14 protein-coding genes and 1 pseudogene are annotated in these 19,580 nt (G+C 40.6%); 7 read left to right on the forward strand and 8 right to left on the reverse strand.

Annotated elements, in window-relative coordinates; translation table 11 throughout:
- Positions 1-4: 4 nt before the first annotated feature.
- Together HMPREF3263_RS02305 and HMPREF3263_RS02310 are read left to right on the forward strand one after the other, a co-directional pair.
- Positions 5-1,114, forward strand: coding sequence for a carboxylesterase family protein (locus HMPREF3263_RS02305; protein ID WP_070852906.1), 1,110 nt, complete (start codon positions 5-7; stop codon positions 1,112-1,114).
- A 1-nt stretch (position 1,115) separates the two neighbouring features.
- Positions 1,116-2,519, forward strand: a complete 1,404-nt coding sequence (locus tag HMPREF3263_RS02310) for a sugar porter family MFS transporter (RefSeq protein ID WP_070852907.1) — start codon at positions 1,116-1,118, stop codon at positions 2,517-2,519.
- A gap of 202 nt (positions 2,520-2,721) precedes the next feature.
- Here the strand turns inward: HMPREF3263_RS02310 and HMPREF3263_RS02315 are convergent, their stop codons facing one another.
- From HMPREF3263_RS02315 to rarD, 4 genes are all read right to left on the reverse strand, one after another.
- On the reverse strand, positions 2,722-3,147 hold the full coding sequence (locus tag HMPREF3263_RS02315) for an EVE domain-containing protein (protein ID WP_070852908.1): 426 nt from the start codon (positions 3,145-3,147) through the stop codon (positions 2,722-2,724).
- A gap of 31 nt (positions 3,148-3,178) precedes the next feature.
- Complete coding sequence (locus HMPREF3263_RS02320) at positions 3,179-4,705, reverse strand: DHA2 family efflux MFS transporter permease subunit (RefSeq protein ID WP_005698868.1); 1,527 nt, start codon at positions 4,703-4,705, stop codon at positions 3,179-3,181.
- 8 nt (positions 4,706-4,713) lie between these two features.
- The gene (locus HMPREF3263_RS02325) at positions 4,714-5,883 is read right to left on the reverse strand and encodes an EmrA/EmrK family multidrug efflux transporter periplasmic adaptor subunit (protein WP_070852909.1); all 1,170 of its coding nucleotides are present in this window, start codon (positions 5,881-5,883) and stop codon (positions 4,714-4,716) included.
- Positions 5,884-6,018: 135 nt separating this feature from the next.
- Positions 6,019-6,894: an EamA family transporter RarD gene (gene rarD, locus HMPREF3263_RS02330; protein WP_005699519.1), complete on the reverse strand. Its 876-nt coding sequence runs from the start codon at positions 6,892-6,894 to the stop codon at positions 6,019-6,021.
- A gap of 131 nt (positions 6,895-7,025) precedes the next feature.
- Here rarD and HMPREF3263_RS02335 point away from each other — a divergent pair, with 131 nt between their 5' ends.
- Positions 7,026-7,484 (forward strand): Lrp/AsnC family transcriptional regulator, encoded by a 459-nt coding sequence (locus HMPREF3263_RS02335; protein WP_005699521.1) that lies wholly within the window; start codon positions 7,026-7,028, stop codon positions 7,482-7,484.
- A 62-nt stretch (positions 7,485-7,546) separates the two neighbouring features.
- Here the strand turns inward: HMPREF3263_RS02335 and nhaA are convergent, their stop codons facing one another.
- Positions 7,547-8,731 carry a Na+/H+ antiporter NhaA gene (gene nhaA, locus HMPREF3263_RS02340; protein WP_005695213.1) on the reverse strand — a complete coding sequence of 395 codons (1,185 nt, stop codon included), beginning with the start codon at positions 8,729-8,731 and terminating at the stop codon, positions 7,547-7,549.
- A gap of 202 nt (positions 8,732-8,933) precedes the next feature.
- On the opposite strand from nhaA, the pseudogene brnQ reads away from it, so the two are divergent.
- Positions 8,934-10,234: pseudogene (brnQ, locus tag HMPREF3263_RS02345) on the forward strand (branched-chain amino acid transport system II carrier protein).
- A 66-nt stretch (positions 10,235-10,300) separates the two neighbouring features.
- Here the strand turns inward: brnQ and rlmB are convergent.
- From rlmB to rpsT, 3 genes are all read right to left on the reverse strand, one after another.
- Positions 10,301-11,041 carry a 23S rRNA (guanosine(2251)-2'-O)-methyltransferase RlmB gene (gene rlmB / locus HMPREF3263_RS02350; protein WP_005699509.1) on the reverse strand — a complete coding sequence of 247 codons (741 nt, stop codon included), beginning with the start codon at positions 11,039-11,041 and terminating at the stop codon, positions 10,301-10,303.
- Between the two features lie 16 nt (positions 11,042-11,057).
- A complete protein-coding gene (rnr, locus tag HMPREF3263_RS02355; RefSeq protein ID WP_070852910.1) occupies positions 11,058-13,403 on the reverse strand; it encodes a ribonuclease R in 2,346 nt (781 codons plus the stop codon).
- A gap of 160 nt (positions 13,404-13,563) precedes the next feature.
- Positions 13,564-13,827, reverse strand: a complete 264-nt coding sequence (gene rpsT / locus HMPREF3263_RS02360) for a 30S ribosomal protein S20 (protein WP_005695217.1) — start codon at positions 13,825-13,827, stop codon at positions 13,564-13,566.
- Between the two features lie 266 nt (positions 13,828-14,093).
- Here rpsT and murJ point away from each other — a divergent pair, with 266 nt between their 5' ends.
- From murJ to ileS, 3 genes are read left to right on the forward strand one after another with little or no spacing between them, the layout of a single operon-like run.
- Entirely contained in the window at positions 14,094-15,668 is a 1,575-nt protein-coding gene (gene murJ / locus HMPREF3263_RS02365; protein WP_070852911.1) for a murein biosynthesis integral membrane protein MurJ, read from the forward strand.
- Between the two features lie 50 nt (positions 15,669-15,718).
- The gene (gene ribF / locus HMPREF3263_RS02370; RefSeq protein WP_070852912.1) at positions 15,719-16,645 is read left to right on the forward strand and encodes a bifunctional riboflavin kinase/FAD synthetase; all 927 of its coding nucleotides are present in this window, start codon (positions 15,719-15,721) and stop codon (positions 16,643-16,645) included.
- A gap of 32 nt (positions 16,646-16,677) precedes the next feature.
- Positions 16,678-19,503 carry an isoleucine--tRNA ligase gene (gene ileS, locus HMPREF3263_RS02375; RefSeq protein ID WP_005698112.1) on the forward strand — a complete coding sequence of 942 codons (2,826 nt, stop codon included), beginning with the start codon at positions 16,678-16,680 and terminating at the stop codon, positions 19,501-19,503.
- Positions 19,504-19,580: the final 77 nt, after the last annotated feature.

The following is a 19,580-nucleotide window of genomic DNA, read 5'->3' on the forward strand; positions in this document are numbered from 1 at the left end:
TAATATGGAATGTTCTCACCCATTTAGTTGTCAATGTCAGCCTATTGCAAATGTAAATGTATTAGGCGCACAGCTTACGCGTATTGAATTGTCTTTTCATCGGGCAATTTCAGTTCTCTCAATTTCGCAAGTCTCAGTTTGGGTGAAGAGTTTAAATACTCAACATCGATGGGTAAAACTAGACTTTAATGCCTGCCATAAAAATGATTCGAATAATTTTACATTGTTTATTCAACCAGATGTACATTGTCTTACCACAAAATTACTACATTTTGATGTTGAACGATTTACTCAAGTGCGGTCGGAATTACAGCTAAAAATTGAATTTGATCAATCGCTTCATATTTCAGTATCGCAATGTCATATTTTGCCGATTCTTTGCCTTGATATCCAAGGTTTCACTCATTTTACTTATCAAGATCTCACTTGTAGTTTCTACCAACCTAAGGCTTCTTTTCAATTACATCCATTAATTATTTGTTTGCACGGTGCAGGTGAGGGGGGAAATAATCAGAGCAATATTCTCGCCGATAAAATGGCGGTGACTTTCGTAAACCAATTACACCAAGATATGCTGGATTATCCTTATATTCTTGCTCCTCAATGTCCTAGTTTTTGGGTAGATAAATTTCTATTAAATGGTCAATATTATTATGGTGAACGAGATTACACCGCTGATTTATTAGCTTTAATCCAAGATGCTTTGATTAGGCATCAAGATATTGATCCCAAACGTGTTTATATTGTTGGCGGTTCAATGGGAGGATACCAAGGATTACGGCTTTTTTCTGATGCACCCGATTTATTTGCTGCAGCTCTAATTGCTTGCCCTGCGAAACTTCCTTCTCTAGAAAAATTACATCGTTTAAAGAATAAAAAAATATGGCTTATTCATAGTGCCTTAGATGAAGTCGTACCGATTGAAAATAGCCTTAATTTTCTTGAACAAATCTACAATGAAAAATCTACACAAGCAATGTTTACGCTTTATGGAAAGGTTGTCATAGAGGGAAAAGTTATCGATCCACATTGTGTCTTTTTACCTCTTTACGACAACCAATTAACATCAGGACAAAATTCCATTTTTGAATGGTTGGGACAACAAGGAGTTTAAGATGAAAAGTGCAGTTATTTATATTTCTGTTATTGCCGCATTAGGAGGCTTTTTGTTTGGTTTTGACACAGCGGTGATCAGTGGTACTGTTGAGTCAATCAAAAGCCCTGAATTCGGCTTTGGCTTAACGGCAGGTGAATTAGGTTTCGCAGTTGCATCCGTATTGATTGGTTCTGCAATTGGTGCATGGTATGCCGGGATTGCAGCAATTAAGTTGGGTCGAGTGAAAGTGATGCTTATTGCTTCTGTATTATTTTCTCTTTCAGCGATAGGTTCTGCATTCGCTTTTAACCTATGGGATTTTTCCTTTTGGCGTTTAGTTGGAGGATTGGGTGTAGGGATTGCAGCGGTTATTGCTCCTGCATACATTGCAGAGGTCTCTCCTGCCCACTTACGTGGACGTTTGGGTAGCCTGCAACAATTAGCTATCGCAATTGGTCTGCTCGTTTCTTTTATTTCAAATTATGTGTTAGCGAATATCGATAATTCCCCTAATGCACCTTTATGGGGCGGCTTACTTGCATGGCGTTGGATGTTATTAGTTGAGGTATTTCCTGCGGTGCTATATGGTATTATGGCACTTAAACTGCCAGAATCACCACGTTATTTAGTCAGTAAAAATAGACTTGATGAAGCAAGAAATGTATTAGTGAAATACACTAACGAGGCAAATCCTGATTTAAAATTAGAACAAATTAAAATTAGTTTGGGCAATCCGAATGACGTTGTTTCGATAAAAAATGTTTTATCAAGCAAAACCTTATTTGTACCAGTCGTTTGGTTGGCGATCAGTCTTGCTTTTGTTGCACAGTTCACTGGCATTAATATTATTCTGTATTATGCCTCTTCACTTTGGAGTGCGGTGGGTTTTTCACAAGGTTTATCTTTTGCAGTTCCAATTGGCACAACTATTATTGGCGTGTTAATGACGATTGTAGGGATGCTTTATATTGATAAACTAGGTCGTCGCAAATTATTATTAATTGGTTCTATTGGTATGGGGGTTTCCCTTTGGATTACGGGATTTATTTTTATGAGTGCCGATCAGTCTTCCGAAACACTTGTCTTATCACCAGTGCTTTCATGGAGTGCATTAATTAGTGCTCATATTTTCTATATTTTCTTCTGTTGTACATGGGGACCCGCATTATGGGTTATTCTAGGTGAGATCTTCCCAAATAGAATTCGTACTACTGGATTAGGAATTGCAACTTGTGCAAACTGGATCGGTAACGTGATTGTCACTTGGATTTTTCCGCCAATGCTAAAATATTTAGGGCTAGCTCCAACCTACTTATTCTATGGAGTTTGCTGTATTGGTTCGTTCTTTATGGTGAAATACTTCATTCCTGAAACAGCAAATAAATCTCTAGAAGAGATGACGTTTTACGTAAAGCATGAATAAAGTTAGCCGTGCTTTTAAAATTACTAAAAGTGCGTTTATTTTATGGGGAACTTATAAAATATATTCCTAAAAATGGGCTTTATTGTTCGTATATTGAGGAATAATAAAGAGTTTTTCAGATGGTGTTTTCTGTTATTTTCAAATGATGTATGGCGTAACTTGTTTCACCGCTTCTAACCATTTTTCTGTGCATCGAGATGCCCTATGTTTCTACAGGATTGTCAAGCTTCATTTGTTCAAAAACATAAAGAAAGAAGTCTTTCGAAATTTTGAAATGTCCGTATCGGAGTTGAGAGGCATATTGATGCCATTCAGGGTGTAGTCTAACCTGTTCAATAAGACAGTCTCTGATAGGTTGATAGTAGCTGACATCTCGTCTGAAAGGAAAAAATCCTTCAAACATTTCTACTTGGTAGGCGGTGTCATCGATGATCTTTCCTACTGCTGTAAAGGCTTGCAGCTTTTCTTGACTATTTAACTGATACTTGGGACTGTAGTATAAAAGGTAGTCTCCTTTTTTCATTCGGTTAAGTGGTCCTTTTTTCCCGTGGCAGACTTGACAGAAGCCGCCTTCAACTCCTCTTAGAACATGTTCTTTTGATACGACACCGATCCAAAATTTAGCCATTTTTTTACCTCCAATTCAATTAAAAGTTAATTTAATGCTTGCTGCTGAAAGGTGGTTTAGCAAACCAAATGAGAACAACCAAGGAAATAAACGTTATCGCGGAGACTAAGAAGATCTCGTTAGCACCAATAATAAAGCCTTGAGCAGTGATTTGTCTGGCAATATATGATGCCGTTTGTTCTTCACTTAAACCAAAACTCCCCATAGTTTGGAAGAATTGTTGGGAAATCGGATTGTATGGATTAATGACTTCCGTGAGTTGCGTGTGATGCACGGCTTCGCGGTTATACCAAATAAAAGTAGTAAGTGATGTGCCTATTGAGCCGGCAAGAGTTCGGAGAAAATTAAATAAGCTCGATGCCGAAGCCATTTTTTCGGGCGGTAAACCAGAAAGCGTAATGGTTGTCAGCGGCATAAAGAAACAAGCAACGGCTAAGCCTTGCACAAATTGCGGTAATGCCACATCCATAAAGGTCATTTCAGGTTCAAAGGTCACAGCTCGCCAATAAAAGGTCAGCGCATAAACCATAAAACTGATGGTGATTAAAATCCGCATATCAATTTTATTGCCGAATTTCCCTATAATCGGTGCAAGTAGAATCGGTAATAATCCTACTGGAGCTGCCGCAAGTCCCGCCCATGTTGCTGTATAGTTGTAAACCTGTTGGAGCAGAAGCGGGATAAGCACGACCGTCCCTGAATATACCAAGAAAGCAAGGCTGGTTGAAACACAACCTACGGTGAAATTTCGGGATTTAAATAAGGAGACATCCACAACCGGATTGTCGTCAGTCAGTTCCCAAATGATTAAGGCGATTAAACCTACCGCTGCGATAATAGTAAGTACCACAATTTCAGTAGAATTAAACCAATCTAGCTCGCGGCCTTGATCCAGCATTAATTGCAATGCACCTACACCTAGTGCTAACAAAATCAGCCCAACAGTATTAACTGGTTGATGAGAAATTCTGCTTTCTCGGCCTTCTAAAAGTTTCCAACTGATTAAGACAACGGCTAGCCCAATCGGAACATTAATAAAGAAAATCCAACCCCAATGAATATTATCACTGATCCAACCGCCTAAGATTGGACCGCAAATCGGGGCGACCACGATTGTCATTGACCAAAAAGCCAATGCCATTCCGCGTTTTTCAGGAGGGTAGTTATTTAATAATAAACTTTGAGAAAGAGGGATGATTGGGCCAGCAACAGCACCTTGAAGGACACGAAAAACGATCAACATTTCTAAACTGTGTGAAATGCCACAAAGCCAAGAAGCCAGTACGAACAATAATGTTGAGACTAAAAATAACCGCACTTCACCAAAACGTTTTGCCAGCCAGCCTGTGATCGGAATTGAAATAGCATTTGCCACACCGAACGAAGTGATGACCCATGTACCTTGGCTGGACGAGGCACCTAAATCACCAGCAATGGTTGGAATGGCTACGTTGGCGATGGTAGAGTCTAACACGAGCATAAAAGTGGCTAACGAAAGCACCAATGTGAGCATCGCTAGCGCACCGCCTTTCAGTGGTTTGAAATGAGATTGCGGCATAACATAACCTAATAGCTATTGTCACGAATAATAGATTCGATCAAATTATTGACCACACTTTCATCATATTGCAGCACATTGGTGGAATATAGCGTTGTGGCGGGCGCTTGGTCACGCAAGGTTTCGCCTTGGCTATCGGTTACGTTTACTTTTACGGTAGCAGAAAGCCCAATGCGTAATGGGTTTTCAGCAAGCTGTTGCGGATCTAATTGAATTCGTACAGGCACACGTTGCACCACTTTGATCCAGTTGCCTGTCGCATTTTGAGTAGGCAATAATGAGAATGCGCTTCCCGTACCCATTTCGATTCCCACCACTTTTCCATTAAAGGTTTTATCTTTTCCATAAAGGTCGAAATGAATTTCAACTGGCTGACCAATTCGCATATGGGTTAATTGTGTTTCTTTGAAGTTGGCGTCTAACCACATTTGATCGGTAGTGACCACTGCCATTAATGCGCCACCAACAGACACCGCCTGTCCTACTTGCGCATTGCGGCGAGCCACATAACCTTTAATTGGACTGCGGATTTTTGTGCGTTCTAAATTTAGCCAAGCTTGTTTCAAATTACTGACCGCACTTTGAATTTGTGGTTGTTCACTTAAAGGGCCGTCTAACAATAAGGCTTGATTCGCTTCAAGTTGGTTTTGTGAGGTCGTTAAGTTTGCTTTCGCCAGTTCAACCGCTTCTTTGGCGTGTTGGAAAGATTCTTTATCTATTGCGCCATCTTTCACCAATTGAACTCGACGGTTTAAATTTCCTTGTGCTTGAGCAAGGGTAATTTCATTCGCTCGAACAGCAGATTTCAATTGTTTTACGGTGTAATTCAGTTGAGAAATTTGGCGAACGGCATTGGCTAAATTGCTTTTAGCTTGCTCGAAGCTCAATTTGGTATTGGTGTCATCTAACTCTAATAACACATCGCCTGCCTGTACGGGATCCATATTATCGACATTAATTTTCGAAATATTCCCCGCTACCTGCGCTGATACCATCACCTGATTGCCGCTCACATAGGCATCTTCAGTTTCTTCAAAGCCTTTAATAAAGAAAAACCAATAAGCCGCAGAACCGATTGCAATCAGAAGAAGCAAAAGAATAAAAATGGAAAGCCCTTTTTTACGTTGTTGAGATTTATTATTTGAGGAAGTTTGTGTATCTGTTTGTTGATCGGACATAATGCGAGCCTTATGAGAAAATGCTGAAGTAAAAAAGGCTTCAGTCTATAAAATATGAATGTTCGTTCATTGTGAACGTAAATTAGAATTATTTCAAGAATGACTGCACTTGTTGATATCAAAGTGCGGTCAATTTTAATGATGTTTTATCCTTAAGCCATTTATGCCAAGCAAAATCAAACTGGTCCAAATCGGTACATAAGTAAAGTAATCGGAAAGGGAAACTTGTGTGTTGAGCCAAAATATCGCAATTAAAAAGAGCAATGTCGGCTCGAGATAACTGAGCACGGCGAACACACTGACCGGAATTTGTTGATTTGATTTTAAATTGGCAGACAAACCGATTGCACTCACTAAACCTAATGCAGGCAATAAATACCAATATCGGCTTTCACTGATTACAAAAGAAAATTGCTGTTCTTGTATGATCAAATAAATGAGGCAAGGAACAGCAATGAAGCACACATCAAGTGTGATCCCTTGCAATGCGGGGATCTTCATGGCTTTACGGCTTAAATAATAATAGGGATAAACTAAGCACACCCAAAGACTGCTCCATGAAAAGGTTTGATTACGCCACAATTCATGCGCCACACCGCAGGCAGCAATACATAAAGCGATAACTTGAATGGTGGAAAGGGTTTCTTTCAGCCAAATGCGTCCCAGTAATGCCATCACTAATGGGAATAAGAAATACCCCATGGCAATGTTTACACCCTCGCCATTAACTGGCGCCCACATAAATAACCAAAATTGACTGCCGGCATTGAGCGTGCCGAGCAAAAACAACATCCAACGTTTTTTGTCTTTGCCTAAGGTTTCATTGACTAATTTTGATAACGAACGACAACCTACGGTTGGGAAGATAATCAAAAACAACCCAAATACCATCATCACCATTCGCCACGCAAACACATCCGTACCGTTAAGCGGCTGTAGCCATAAGCTGAATAGATAGAGCAATCCAAATAAAAATTGCGAGATGATGCCGAGAAAAATACCTTGAGCCATTTTTATATTTCCTTAGGTTTGATAACGTCATTATAAAAGTCTGGCGTGGTAAATTTTCTCAATATAGAATTATTGATGATTATTTTTCTCAAATTTGAGCGTTATTTTGCATTTATTTTCAAGGTGTAAACATGCAATTAGATAAATTAGATCGGGATATTTTAAATATCCTCCAACAAGATGCGACTTTGCCATTAAAAGAGCTCGCTGAAAAAGTGCATAGCTCGGTGGCAACCTGTCAGCGTCGAATTCAATTACTGACAGAAAAAGGGGTTATTACCAAACAAGTGGCGGTGGTATCGCCAAAGGCAGTGGGCAGAGGTATTAGTGTTTTTGTGATGGTGGAAATGGACAACCAACATTCCCGCTTTCAAGAATTATTTGAACGGAAAATGCGACAAGAAACCGATGTGGTGAGCTGTTATGAAATTTCTGGCGATTATGATTTTATGCTGCTTATTCACGCTGAAAGCATGGAAAGTTACCATTCGTTTACCCGTCGCGTTCTAACCGGTGAATATCATGTTCGCACTTATAAGAGCTTGTTTGTAATGAATTTTACCAAAGCAGAGAGCGGGATTTTGTTATAGTTGTGTAAATAAAAAAGAAAATCCTTTGCTAAAGTGGCAAAGGATTTTTTATTAAGACGTGATTATTTCGGTAACCTTGTTGTGGCTTTTAACGCCATATACCCCATAATCGCAGAAACCGTGGAGCCTAATAAGATCCCTAATCGAGAAAGGGCATTAATGCTTTCACCGGCATCAGCATTGAAGGCCAGGCTTGCTAAGAACATTGACATGGTGAAACCGATACCACATAAAATCGCTACGGCAAAAATTTGTTTGAAGTTGATGCCTTGCGGAAGTTTTGCTATGCCTAGTTTTACGGAAAGGTAGCTGAAACCAAATACGCCGAGTGGTTTTCCAATAATTAAGCCTAAAGAAATCGCAAATAATAATGGTGATGAAAGCATGCTTGAGTCGATACCATCAAAACTTACCCCCGCATTGGCAAATGCGAATAATGGCAGAATAACAAAGGATGACCAAGGCGCAAGAATATGTTCAAAGTCATGTAACGGCGTTTCGCCATTTTTGCCTTTCAATGGAATACAAAACCCGATGATAACGCCTGCAAGAGTAGCATGTACGCCCGATTTTAATACAGAAGCCCACAAGATTGTTCCCACCACCATATAGGCACAAAGTGCGGTCACTTTAAAGCGATTTAATGCAATAAGTACAGCAATTGCAATGGCAGCAAAGACGAGTGCTTGCACGCTTAATCCATGGGAGAAGAAGAGTGCAATCACGACAATTGCACCTAAGTCATCAATGATGGCTAAAGCAAGTAAAAAGATTTTTAGTGGGAGTGGCACTTGTTTACTTAATAACGCCATGATGCCCAGTGCAAAGGCAATGTCTGTCGCCATTGGGATTGCCCAGCCATCGGCTAAAGTAGGATCTTGTTGTGCAATAAAAATATAAACCAAGGCAGGAATAACCATTCCGCCAACGGCAGCAATAGCAGGGAAAACCGCTTGTTGATAGCTTGAAAGGGAACCCTCAAATAATTCTCTTTTGACTTCCATTCCCACTAAAACAAAGAATACCGCCATAAAACCATCATTGATCCAGTGAATTAAGGTTTTATCGATAGAAAAAGTCCCTACTTGAATGCTGACTGGTAAGTTTAAAAAGTCGTTATAGTTTTGATTGAGCGGTGAATTGGCTAATAGTATTGCGATTACCGCTGAAAAAAGTAATAAAATTCCGCCAGCTGATTCCAATTTGAAAAAACGCTGAATTTGTTGAATCAAACTCAGTTTATTCATTCATTCTCTCCTAAAAAAGTAATAATAAAGGCTGGATACTATCACAAATTTACTGATTTTTGGAAAATAGGCTATGGATAATGTGTGATTTAATTGGGATGTGATAGAGTTCGTGATCTATTTCACAGAATTTATTTTCATTTTTGGAATAAAAAACAATTTAATAGTAAAATTCTTAAAGTTTATTTATTCGAGAATACTTATGTTTTCAAAAAAAGACATCATCGTACTAGGTATGATGATTTTTGCTTTATTTTTAGGCGCGGGAAATATTATTTTTCCACCGATGGAGGGGTATTCAGCAGGTAACCATTGGGCAACGGCTTCGCTAGGGTTTGTGATAACAGGTGTACTCATGCCATTTATTACATTGGTTGTTGTGTCAGTGTTAGGACGTGGCGAAGAACTGACTAAGGATTTACCCAAGTGGGCAGGCGTATCCTTTTTAACCATTCTTTATTTAGTCATCGGTTCAACCTTTGCAATGCCTCGAATTACCAATGTTGCTTATGAAATGGCATGGTTACCATTGGGGCTCGTTGAAGATAGTGCGACGACTCGTCTTATTTTCTCTGTGATTTTTAATATTATCGCCATGGGATTTATGATTCGCCCAAGTACCATTATTTCAACGGTGGGTGAAGTGATGACGCCAGCATTGTTGGTATTATTACTCGTTGTTGGGATCACGGTTTTTGTTTCACCTCTTTCTGACATTGTTGCCCCATCGCAGGCGTATGCCGAGAATTCAGCATTAACTACAGGATTAATTAGTGGTTATCAAACGATGGATGTACTGGCGGCGATTGCCTTTGGTGGCATTGTTGCACGGGCGTTGTCTGCAAAAAATGTGACCAATCCACAAAAGATTGTTCAATATACGATTTCAGCGGGCTTTGTTTCTGTCATTTTATTAGGTTGTTTATATTTTGCCTTATTCTATTTAGGGGCGACTTCTGATGCTGTGGCACAAGGTGCAACAAATGGTGGACAAATTTTCTCTCGTTATGTGAATAGTTTATTCGGCACGGCGGGAACCTGGATTATGGCGGGTATTATTACTTTAGCAAGCTTAACCACATTAGTGGGCGTAACCAGTGCTTGTGGTGATTACTTCTCCAAGTTTTCGACACGTTTTTCTTATCCATTTTGGATTGTCTTCTTCACCGCCATGACGACAATTATTTCACAATATGGCTTAACAAAATTACTCCGAGTGACAATTCCAGCCTTGTTGTTTATTACCCAATGGCGATCATGTTAGTGGTTTTACAGCTTGTGCGTAATAAATTGCCTTCTATTCGATTGAGCTATTACGTCACCATCTTTGTAACGGTTTGTTTTAGTTTGGTTGATAGTTTGAAAAACTTAGATATTTTGCCTGAAGGGTTGCATCAAGTCATGATTCATTTCCCGCTTTACTCACAAGGATTAGCTTGGTTGGTGCCTGCATTGTGTACTTTAGTGTTCTCCATACTATTAGGGAAAACCATTTCAAAATAACAAAAATGCCGACAATGATTTGTCGGCATTTTTTTATATCAAGTGCGGTCATTTTTTCACGCGTTTTTAGTCGGCAAGACGTTGTCTCACAATTTCAAATAAACATACGCCAGTCGCAACAGAAACATTCAGAGATGACACTGATCCCGCCATTGGAATACTAATTAGTTGATCACAATGTTCACGAGTAAGGCGACGCATGCCTTCACCTTCCGCTCCCATCACTAAGGCAAGAGAACCCGTAAGTTTACTTTGGTAAATGGTTTCTGTTGCTTCACCAGCTGTACCCACTACCCAAATATTATGGTTTTGTTGTAGATCTCGTAAAGTACGCGCTAAGTTAGTGACGCGAATTAATGGCACAGTCTCTGCAGCACCGCAAGCCACTTTACGTGCAATAGAAGTGAGTTGAGCGGATTTATCTTTTGGTACGATAACAGCGCTCACACCGGCAGCATCCGCAGTACGTAAACAGGCACCCAGGTTATGAGGATCCGTCACACCATCAAGTACCAATAAAAGTGGATTTTGTTTATGAGTAAGAAGTTCATCCAAATCATGTTCATTTAGCTCTTTCGCTTCTTGCACGCGAGCAATCACACCTTGATGCACTTCACCGTTGGATTTTTTATCTAATGTTTGACGGTTTACAAATTGCACCGCAATACCTAAAGCATAGAGCTCATTAAGTAAGGGTTGTAGACGTTTATCTTCACGGCCTTTCAGTACAAAAACTTCAATTAAACGTTCTGGGCTATTTGCTAAAATGCTGTTTACAGCATGGATACCATAGATATTTTCTGACATAGCGTTCTCTTATTTATTATTTCTTCCGTTTTCTAGTTGGTTTCTTAGAAACATCTTTATTTTTGACCGCACTTTTACGTTTTTTTGACGCTTTAGGTGGCAGTTCCTTAAAGACTTTTTTCGCTTTTTGTTTCGCTGTTTTTCCCACACGACGTGGTTTTCTGGCACTTTCGACTAAACTGAAATCGACCATTTTTTGTTCTAGATGAACGGCGACCACGCGAATTTTGACTTTATCGCCAAGGCGATAAATCATACCACTATTTTCGCCGATTAAACGTTGTTTGGTCGCATCAAATTGATAGTAGTCGTTATCTAAAGTGGAAATATGGACTAAACCGTCAATGAATAAATCATCTAAACGTACGAATAAGCCAAAGCCTGTTACAGATGAGATCACTCCGCTAAATTCAGCACCCACGTGATCTTGCATATATTCACATTTCAGCCAATCTGCTACTTCGCGAGTGGCATCATCTGCACGGCGTTCGGTCATCGAGCAGTGATCACCTAATAAATCCATTTCATCAAAAGAATAATGATAGCCGCCAGTATCTGTGGTTTTACGTTTAGCGCCTTTTTCTTTTACTAATAAATATTTAATTCCACGGTGAAGGGTTAAATCCGGATAACGACGAATCGGGGAAGTAAAGTGTGCATATTCCTCTAACGCCAAACCAAAGTGACCGATATTATCCGCATGATAAACCGCTTGGCTTAATGAACGGAGCAACATGGTTTGAATGAGTTCGTGATCCGGACGATCTTTCACTTGCTCTAACAATTTCGCATAATCTTTTGTGGTCGGTTTCATGCCACCTTCAAGGCTTAAACCACATTCACTTAAGAATGCACGGAAAGACGTCAGTTTTTCTTCACTCGGAGCGGCATGAATACGATAGAGTGCTGGCTCTTTATGTTTTTCCATAAAGTTTGCCGCTGCAATATTTGCAAGAATCATGCATTCTTCAATGATTTTATGGGCATCATTTCGCACAACAGGCTCAATGCGATCAATTCGTCCCATGGCATTGAAAATAAATTTGGTTTCAATGGTTTCAAAATCGATAGCACCACGTTGTTTTCGGGCATTGAGCAACGCTTGATAGAGATGATGCAATTCTTCTAAATGTGGAACAAGTCCTTGATAACGCGTGCGGAGTTCCTCATCGCCATCTAAAATTGCGGCGACTTTCGTATAGGTTAAGCGTGCATGAGAATTCATTACCGCTTCATAAAAACGGTAGTCCGTAAGTTTACCTTTTGCAGAAATGTGCATTTCACACACCATACACAAGCGATCAACTTGTGGATTTAGTGAACACAATCCGTTGGATAAAATCTCAGGCAGCATTGGCACAACACGATTTGGAAAGTAAACGGAGTTACCTCGGTTATAAGCTTCCGTGTCTAATGCCGAACGTAAACGCACATAGTAGCTGACATCGGCAATTGCCACCCAAAGTTTCCAGCCTTTACCGCTTTTTTCGCAATATACGGCATCATCAAAATCGCGTGCATCTTCGCCATCAATGGTAACAAGTGGCAGATTGCGTAAATCCACACGACCTTTTTTCGCTTCTTCAGGCACTTCTTCCGTGAATTTTTTAACGTATTTTTCGACCGCACTTGGGAATTGGTGAGGAATGTCATGATTACGAAGGGCGATCTCCACTTCCATCCCTTTTGCCATATTGTCACCAAGAATTTCGGTAATAATACCAATAGGTTGAGTGAAGGAGGCAGATCGTTCTTGCAATTCAACCACGACAACTTGCCCCATTCTTGCACCATTGCGGTGTTCATTAGGGACTAAAATATCTCGTCCGATACGACTATCATCAGGTACAACATAGCTAAAACCATTTTCTAAGAAGAAACGGCCGACAATTTGTTTTTTGCGACTTTCAAGTACACGAACAATACGGACTTCACGGCGTCCACGACGATCCAAGCCAGCAGGTTGCGCCAATACAAAATCACCATGCATTACGCGCTGCATTTGGTGATTAGGAATAAAGAGATCCTCTTTTTTGCCTTCGACTTGTAAAAAGCCATAGCCTTCGCGATGGCCAATGACCATGCCTTTGAATAAATCCAATTTTTCAGGCAAGGCATAGCGTTTACGTTTAGTGAAAACTAACTGTCCATCATTTTCCATGGCGCGCAAGCGGCGACGCATGGCTTCTTGTTGTTCGTCACTTTTAATTGAAAGTGCGGTCAGAATTTCTTCCCGACTCATCGGGGCATTATTTTCACGGATAATTTGCAGAATGTAGTCTCTGCTTGGGATCGGATTACCGTATTTGGCTAATTCTTTTTGATAATTTGGATCCGCTTTTTTAAAAGATTTTTTGGTCATTTATTGTTTATTTTATGATTAATTTTTAAGTTGTGGGGTAGTTTACAGGTTAAAGGGGGGAATGCAAGCTTGTTATCAGACGTTTGTGGTAGGACGGTTTAAGACAAACAAAAACCGCACCAAAGTGCGGTTTTATTTTTAAGCTGTTTTAGTGCTTTAATTACGCTAATTTTTTGATTTGAGCAGCTAATTTAGCTTTGTGGTTTGCTGCTTTGTTAGCGTGGATTAAGCCTTTAGAAGCCATACGGTCAACAACTTTTTGCATTTCAACGAATGCTGCTTCAGCTGCTGCTTTTTCACCTGCTGCTACTTGAGCATATACTTTTTTGATGTAAGTACGCATCATAGAGCGTTGGCTTGCGTTGTGTTGGCGGCGTTTTTCAGATTGAACCGCGCGTTTTTTTGCTGACTTGATATTAGCCAAGGTCAAACTCCTAAAATTTCTGTTAGATGATTATGACAAAATAAGGGCGTAGAATATGCCGATTTTTTATACTTTTGTCAATGAATAATTTGTGTTGATTTCGGTGAGACACAACCGAAAGTAAGCATCGTTATTTAAAAAAAGCGCTTTCTATTGGCTCACACAAACGATGTGGGCAGGATTTTATCAGTTTTTTTCGTTGGAATATAGCGTAAAAACAAAAATTCTATACAATTAAGGCAAATTTTTTTGAAGAGACCCCTATTTTGAGTAAACGACTTTTAAAATCCGGCATTATCGTGAGTGGGATGACATTAGTGTCCCGAGTGTTAGGTTTAGTCCGTGATGTGGTGATAGCCCATTTGATCGGTGCAGGCGCGGCGGCAGACGTGTTTCTATTCGCTAACCGTATCCCAAACTTTTTACGTCGTTTATTTGCGGAAGGCGCATTTTCTCAGGCTTTCGTTCCTGTATTAGCCGAATATCAAAAATCGGGCGATCTTTCTAAAACCCGAGAATTTATCGGGAAAGTATCGGGTACGCTAGGTGGTTTAGTCAGTATTGTCACTTTACTTGCTATGGTAGGTTCACCTGTTGTGGCGGCGATCTTCGGGATGGGGTGGTTTACCGATTGGCTAAATGACGGGCCCGATGCACACAAATTTGAACAAGCGTCTTTACTCTTAAAAATTACTTTTCCTTATTTATGGTTTGTCACCTTTGTGGCACTTTCAGGCGCGATTTTAAATACGATAGGCAAATTTGGCGTGATGTCGTTTTCGCCTGTTTTACTCAATATCGCCATGATTGCAACTGCACTTTTCCTCGCGCCAAGATTAGACAATCCTGATCTTGCCCTTGCTATCGGGATCTTCTTAGGTGGTTTATTACAATTTTTATTCCAAATCCCTTTCTTGAAAAAAGCCGGCTTGCTCGTAAAACCAAAATGGGCATGGCATGATGAAGGGGTAGCCAAAATTCGTCGATTGATGATTCCTGCCTTGTTCGGGGTTTCCGTAAGTCAAATCAACTTGCTACTTGATACGGTCATTGCCAGTTTCTTAATGACGGGATCTATTAGTTGGCTTTATTATTCTGATCGTCTATTAGAGTTTCCACTTGGTCTATTTGGTATCGCCATTTCCACCGTGATTTTACCGACACTTGCTCGCCATCACGTGAATCGAGAAGACAATTCTTCCCAAAGTGCGGTTGATTTTCGCGATACCATGGACTGGGGCGTGCGAATGATTTTATTACTCGGTGTGCCTGCCGCGATTGGGATTGCCGTGTTAGCCCAGCCGATGTTACTGGTATTGTTTATGCGTGGCAGTTTTACCTTAACAGATGTGCACGCAGCCTCTTATTCTTTATGGGCATTCAATGCTGGTTTGCTTAGCTTTATGCTGATTAAGATCCTAGCTAATGGCTATTACGCACGCCAAGACACTAAAACGCCCGTGAAAATCGGGATCATCGCCATGGTGAGCAATATGGGCTTTAATGTCTTGGCGATTCCATTTAGTTATGTGGGGTTAGCGATTGCTTCTGCCATGTCAGCAACCTTAAATGCTTATTTGCTTTATCGTGGTTTAGCTAAAGAGGATGTATATCATTTTTCACGTAAAAGTGCGGTCTTTTTTCTGAAAGTTTTAGGCGCAGCCTTAGCCATGGGCGGTTTGGTTTGGTATAACTGCCCATCGATTCAAGAATGGGCAGCCATGACATTTTTAATGCGTATCTATTGGTTGGTTTGGTTAATTGGGCTAGCTGCTGTCGTTTATTTAGGCGTATTGGTGCTCTTGGGTGTTCGTAAACACCATTTACTGACAAAACATTAAGTTACCGCTATAATGCACCGATTATTTTTCGTTTTTTGGAATAAGATGTAATGCAATTAATTCGTGGGCTTCATAATTCACAGCCATATTTGTCAGGGTGTGCATTAACCATTGGCAATTTTGATGGAGTGCATTTGGGGCATCAGGCGATTTTGCGTCATCTTCGTCAGAAAGCGAATGCGCTGAATTTACCCATGGCAGTGATGCTTTTTGAGCCGCAACCGCGCGAATATTTTATGGGCGACAAAGCCCCTGCGCGCTTAATGCGATTAAGAGATAAGTTACATTATTTAGCTCAGGCGGGTGTGGATGTGGTGATCGTCGCGAAATTTGACCGTACTTTTGCTGATCTTCCAGCAGAACAATTCATTGAAGATTGGCTTGTACGCAAATTAAATGTGAAGTTTCTCAGTATTGGTGATGATTTCAAATTTGGTGCGAAACGTTTAGGCAATTTTGCGATGTTGCAACAAGCCGGAAAGCAGTTTGGTTTCGAAGTGGAAGATAGTCGCACTTTCTGTTTAGATGAGTTGCGTATCAGTAGCACCGCTATTCGTGAAGCGTTGGCTAAAGATGATTTACAGCATGCGGAAAATTTACTCGGTAAGCCTTATCGTATTTTTGGTCGCGTGATCCACGGCAATAAATTAGGGCGAACCATTGGTTTTCCTACCGCGAATGTTCGCTTACATCGCCAAGTGAACCCAGTAAAAGGGGTTTATGCGGTGAAAGTGCGGTTAAAATCGGGCAAGATTTTTAACGGCGTTGCAAACATGGGAAAACGCCCAACTATTAACGGCACGATACAATTATTAGAAGTCCATTTATTTGATTTTTCTCAGAATATTTATGGACAAATGGTCGAAGTGGAATTCTGCCATAAGATTCGAGATGAGATAAAGTTTCCGTCTTTTGAGGCGTTGAAAGCTCAAATTGAACAAGACGTAAAAACAGCGAAAGCATTTTTTGCAAAATAGAATTAGATTGAAATATAAAATTGGAAAATAACATGACAGTTGATTACAAAAACACGTTAAATTTACCAGAAACAGGTTTCCCAATGCGTGGCGATTTAGCCAAACGCGAACCTGTAATGTTAAAAAATTGGTATGACAAACAGTTGTATCAAAAAATTCGCCAAGCGACGAAAGGTAAAAAATCCTTTATTTTGCACGATGGCCCTCCATATGCGAACGGCAACATTCATATCGGTCACGCCGTGAATAAAATTCTGAAAGATATTATTATTAAATCTAAAACGGCGTTAGGTTTTGATTCTCCTTATATCCCTGGTTGGGACTGTCACGGTTTGCCAATTGAATTAAAAGTAGAAGGTTTGGTGGGTAAACCAAACGAGAAAGTGACCGCCGCTGAATTTCGCCAAAAATGTCGTGAATATGCGGCAGAGCAAGTAGAAGGTCAGAAAAAAGACTTTATCCGTTTAGGTGTGTTGGGTGATTGGGACAATCCTTATTTAACGATGAACTTCAACACCGAAGCAAACATCATCCGCACTCTCGGTAAAGTGATTGCGAATGGCCACTTATACAAAGGTTCAAAACCGGTGCACTGGTGTTTGGATTGCGGCTCTTCTTTAGCGGAAGCAGAAGTGGAATACGAAGACAAAGTTTCTCCGTCTATTTATGTGCGTTTCCCTGCTGTAAGTGCGGTTGAAATTGAAGAGAAATTTAATGCAGTAGGCAAAGGTCATGGCAAATTATCTGCGGTGATTTGGACAACTACACCTTGGACAATGCCATCTAACCGTGCGATTGCGGTAAATGCAGACTTAGAATACAACTTAGTACAACTTGGCGACGAGCGTGTGATCTTAGCCGCTGAATTGGTAGAATCTGTGGCGAAAGCGGTGGGTGTAGAACAAGTTGAAGTATTAGGTTCAGTAAAAGGTCAAGCGCTTGAGTTAGTACGCTTTAACCATCCGTTCTACGATTTCACTGTACCAGTAATTTTAGGTGATCACGTGACCACAGATGGTGGTACGGGTTTAGTACATACTGCACCAGACCACGGTTTAGACGACTTTATTGTAGGACAAAAATATAATTTACCAATGGCGGGTCTTGTATCTAATGATGGTAAATTTATTTCAACGACTGAATTCTTTGCAGGCAAAGGCGTATTTGAAGCCAATCCATTGGTTGTTGAAAAATTACAAGAAGTGGGCAACTTATTAAAAGTTGAGAAAATTAAACACAGCTACCCACACTGCTGGCGTCACAAAACCCCGATTATTTTCCGTGCAACCCCACAATGGTTTATCGGTATGGAAACACAAGGTTTACGCCAACAAGCATTAGGCGAAATCAAAGGTGTACGTTGGATTCCTGATTGGGGTCAAGCACGTATCGAGAAAATGGTTGAAAACCGCCCAGACTGGTGTATTTCCCGTCAACGTACTTGGGGCGTACCGATGACCTTATTCGTGCACAAAGAAACCGAAGAACTTCATCCGCGTACCTTAGAGTTACTTGAAGAAGTGGCGAAACGTGTAGAGAAAGCCGGTATTCAAGCATGGTGGGATTTAGACGAAAAAGAATTATTAGGGGCTGATGCCGAAATCTATCGCAAAGTGCCGGATACCCTTGACGTATGGTTTGACTCAGGATCAACCTATTCTTCTGTTGTGGCGAATCGTCCGGAGTTTAACGGTCAAGATATCGATATGTATTTAGAAGGTTCTGACCAACACCGTGGTTGGTTTATGTCTTCTTTAATGCTTTCTACTGCAACAGATAATAAAGCACCATACAAACAAGTGTTAACCCATGGTTTCACCGTTGATGGTCAAGGCCGTAAGATGTCAAAATCTATCGGTAACATCGTGACCCCACAAGAAGTCATGGATAAATTCGGTGGTGATATTTTACGTTTATGGGTTGCATCTACCGACTATACCGGTGAAATGACTGTTTCTGATGAGATCTTAAAACGTGCCGCGGATAGCTATCGTCGTATTCGTAACACCGCACGTTTCTTACTAGCTAACTTGAATGGTTTCGATCCGCAACGTGATGCAGTTAAACCGGAAGATATGATTAGCCTAGATCGTTGGGCGGTAGCTTGTGCGTTAGATGCTCAAAAAGAAATTAAAGACGCGTACGATAACTATCAATTCCACACGGTGGTACAACGTTTAATGCGTTTCTGTTCTGTGGAAATGGGCTCGTTCTACCTTGATATTATCAAAGACCGTCAATACACCACCAAAGCGGATAGTCTTGCTCGTCGTAGTTGCCAAACAGCGTTATGGCACATCGCAGAAGCATTGGTTCGTTGGATGGCACCAATCTTGTCATTCACGGCAGATGAAATTTGGGGCTACTTGCCACAAACGGCGACGACTCGTGCTGAATTTGTCTTCACTGAAGAATTCTACGAAGGCTTATTTGGTTTAGGCGAGAATGAAAAATTAGATGATGCTTACTGGCAACAACTGATTAAAGTTCGTTCTGAAGTGAACCGTGTATTAGAAATCGCCCGTAACGACAAAGTGATCGGTGGTGGTTTAGAAGCAGAAGTAACGGTTTATGCTAACGATGAATATCGCACGTTGTTAGAACAATTAGGCAATGAATTACGTTTCGTGTTAATTACCTCAAAAGCGGAAGTGAAACCATTAGCTGACAAACCTGCGGATGTGGCTGCGGGTGAGTTAGAGGGTATTGCGGTAAGCGTAGTACGTTCTAACGGTGAAAAATGTCCACGTTGCTGGCATTATTCTGACAAAATCGGTGTGAATCCTGAACATCCGACACTTTGTCCACGTTGTGTGGAAAACGTAGCGGGTAACGGCGAAGTACGTCAGTTCGCATAAGATTAATATCATAAAGAAAAAGTGCGGTCAAAATTGACCGCTCTTTTTTTATGTTGAAATGAACAGAAATAAAAAAG

It is taken from the genome of Haemophilus sp. HMSC61B11 (assembly GCF_001838615.1).
In the GTDB taxonomy this organism is placed as follows: domain Bacteria; phylum Pseudomonadota; class Gammaproteobacteria; order Enterobacterales; family Pasteurellaceae; genus Haemophilus_D; species Haemophilus_D parainfluenzae_AD.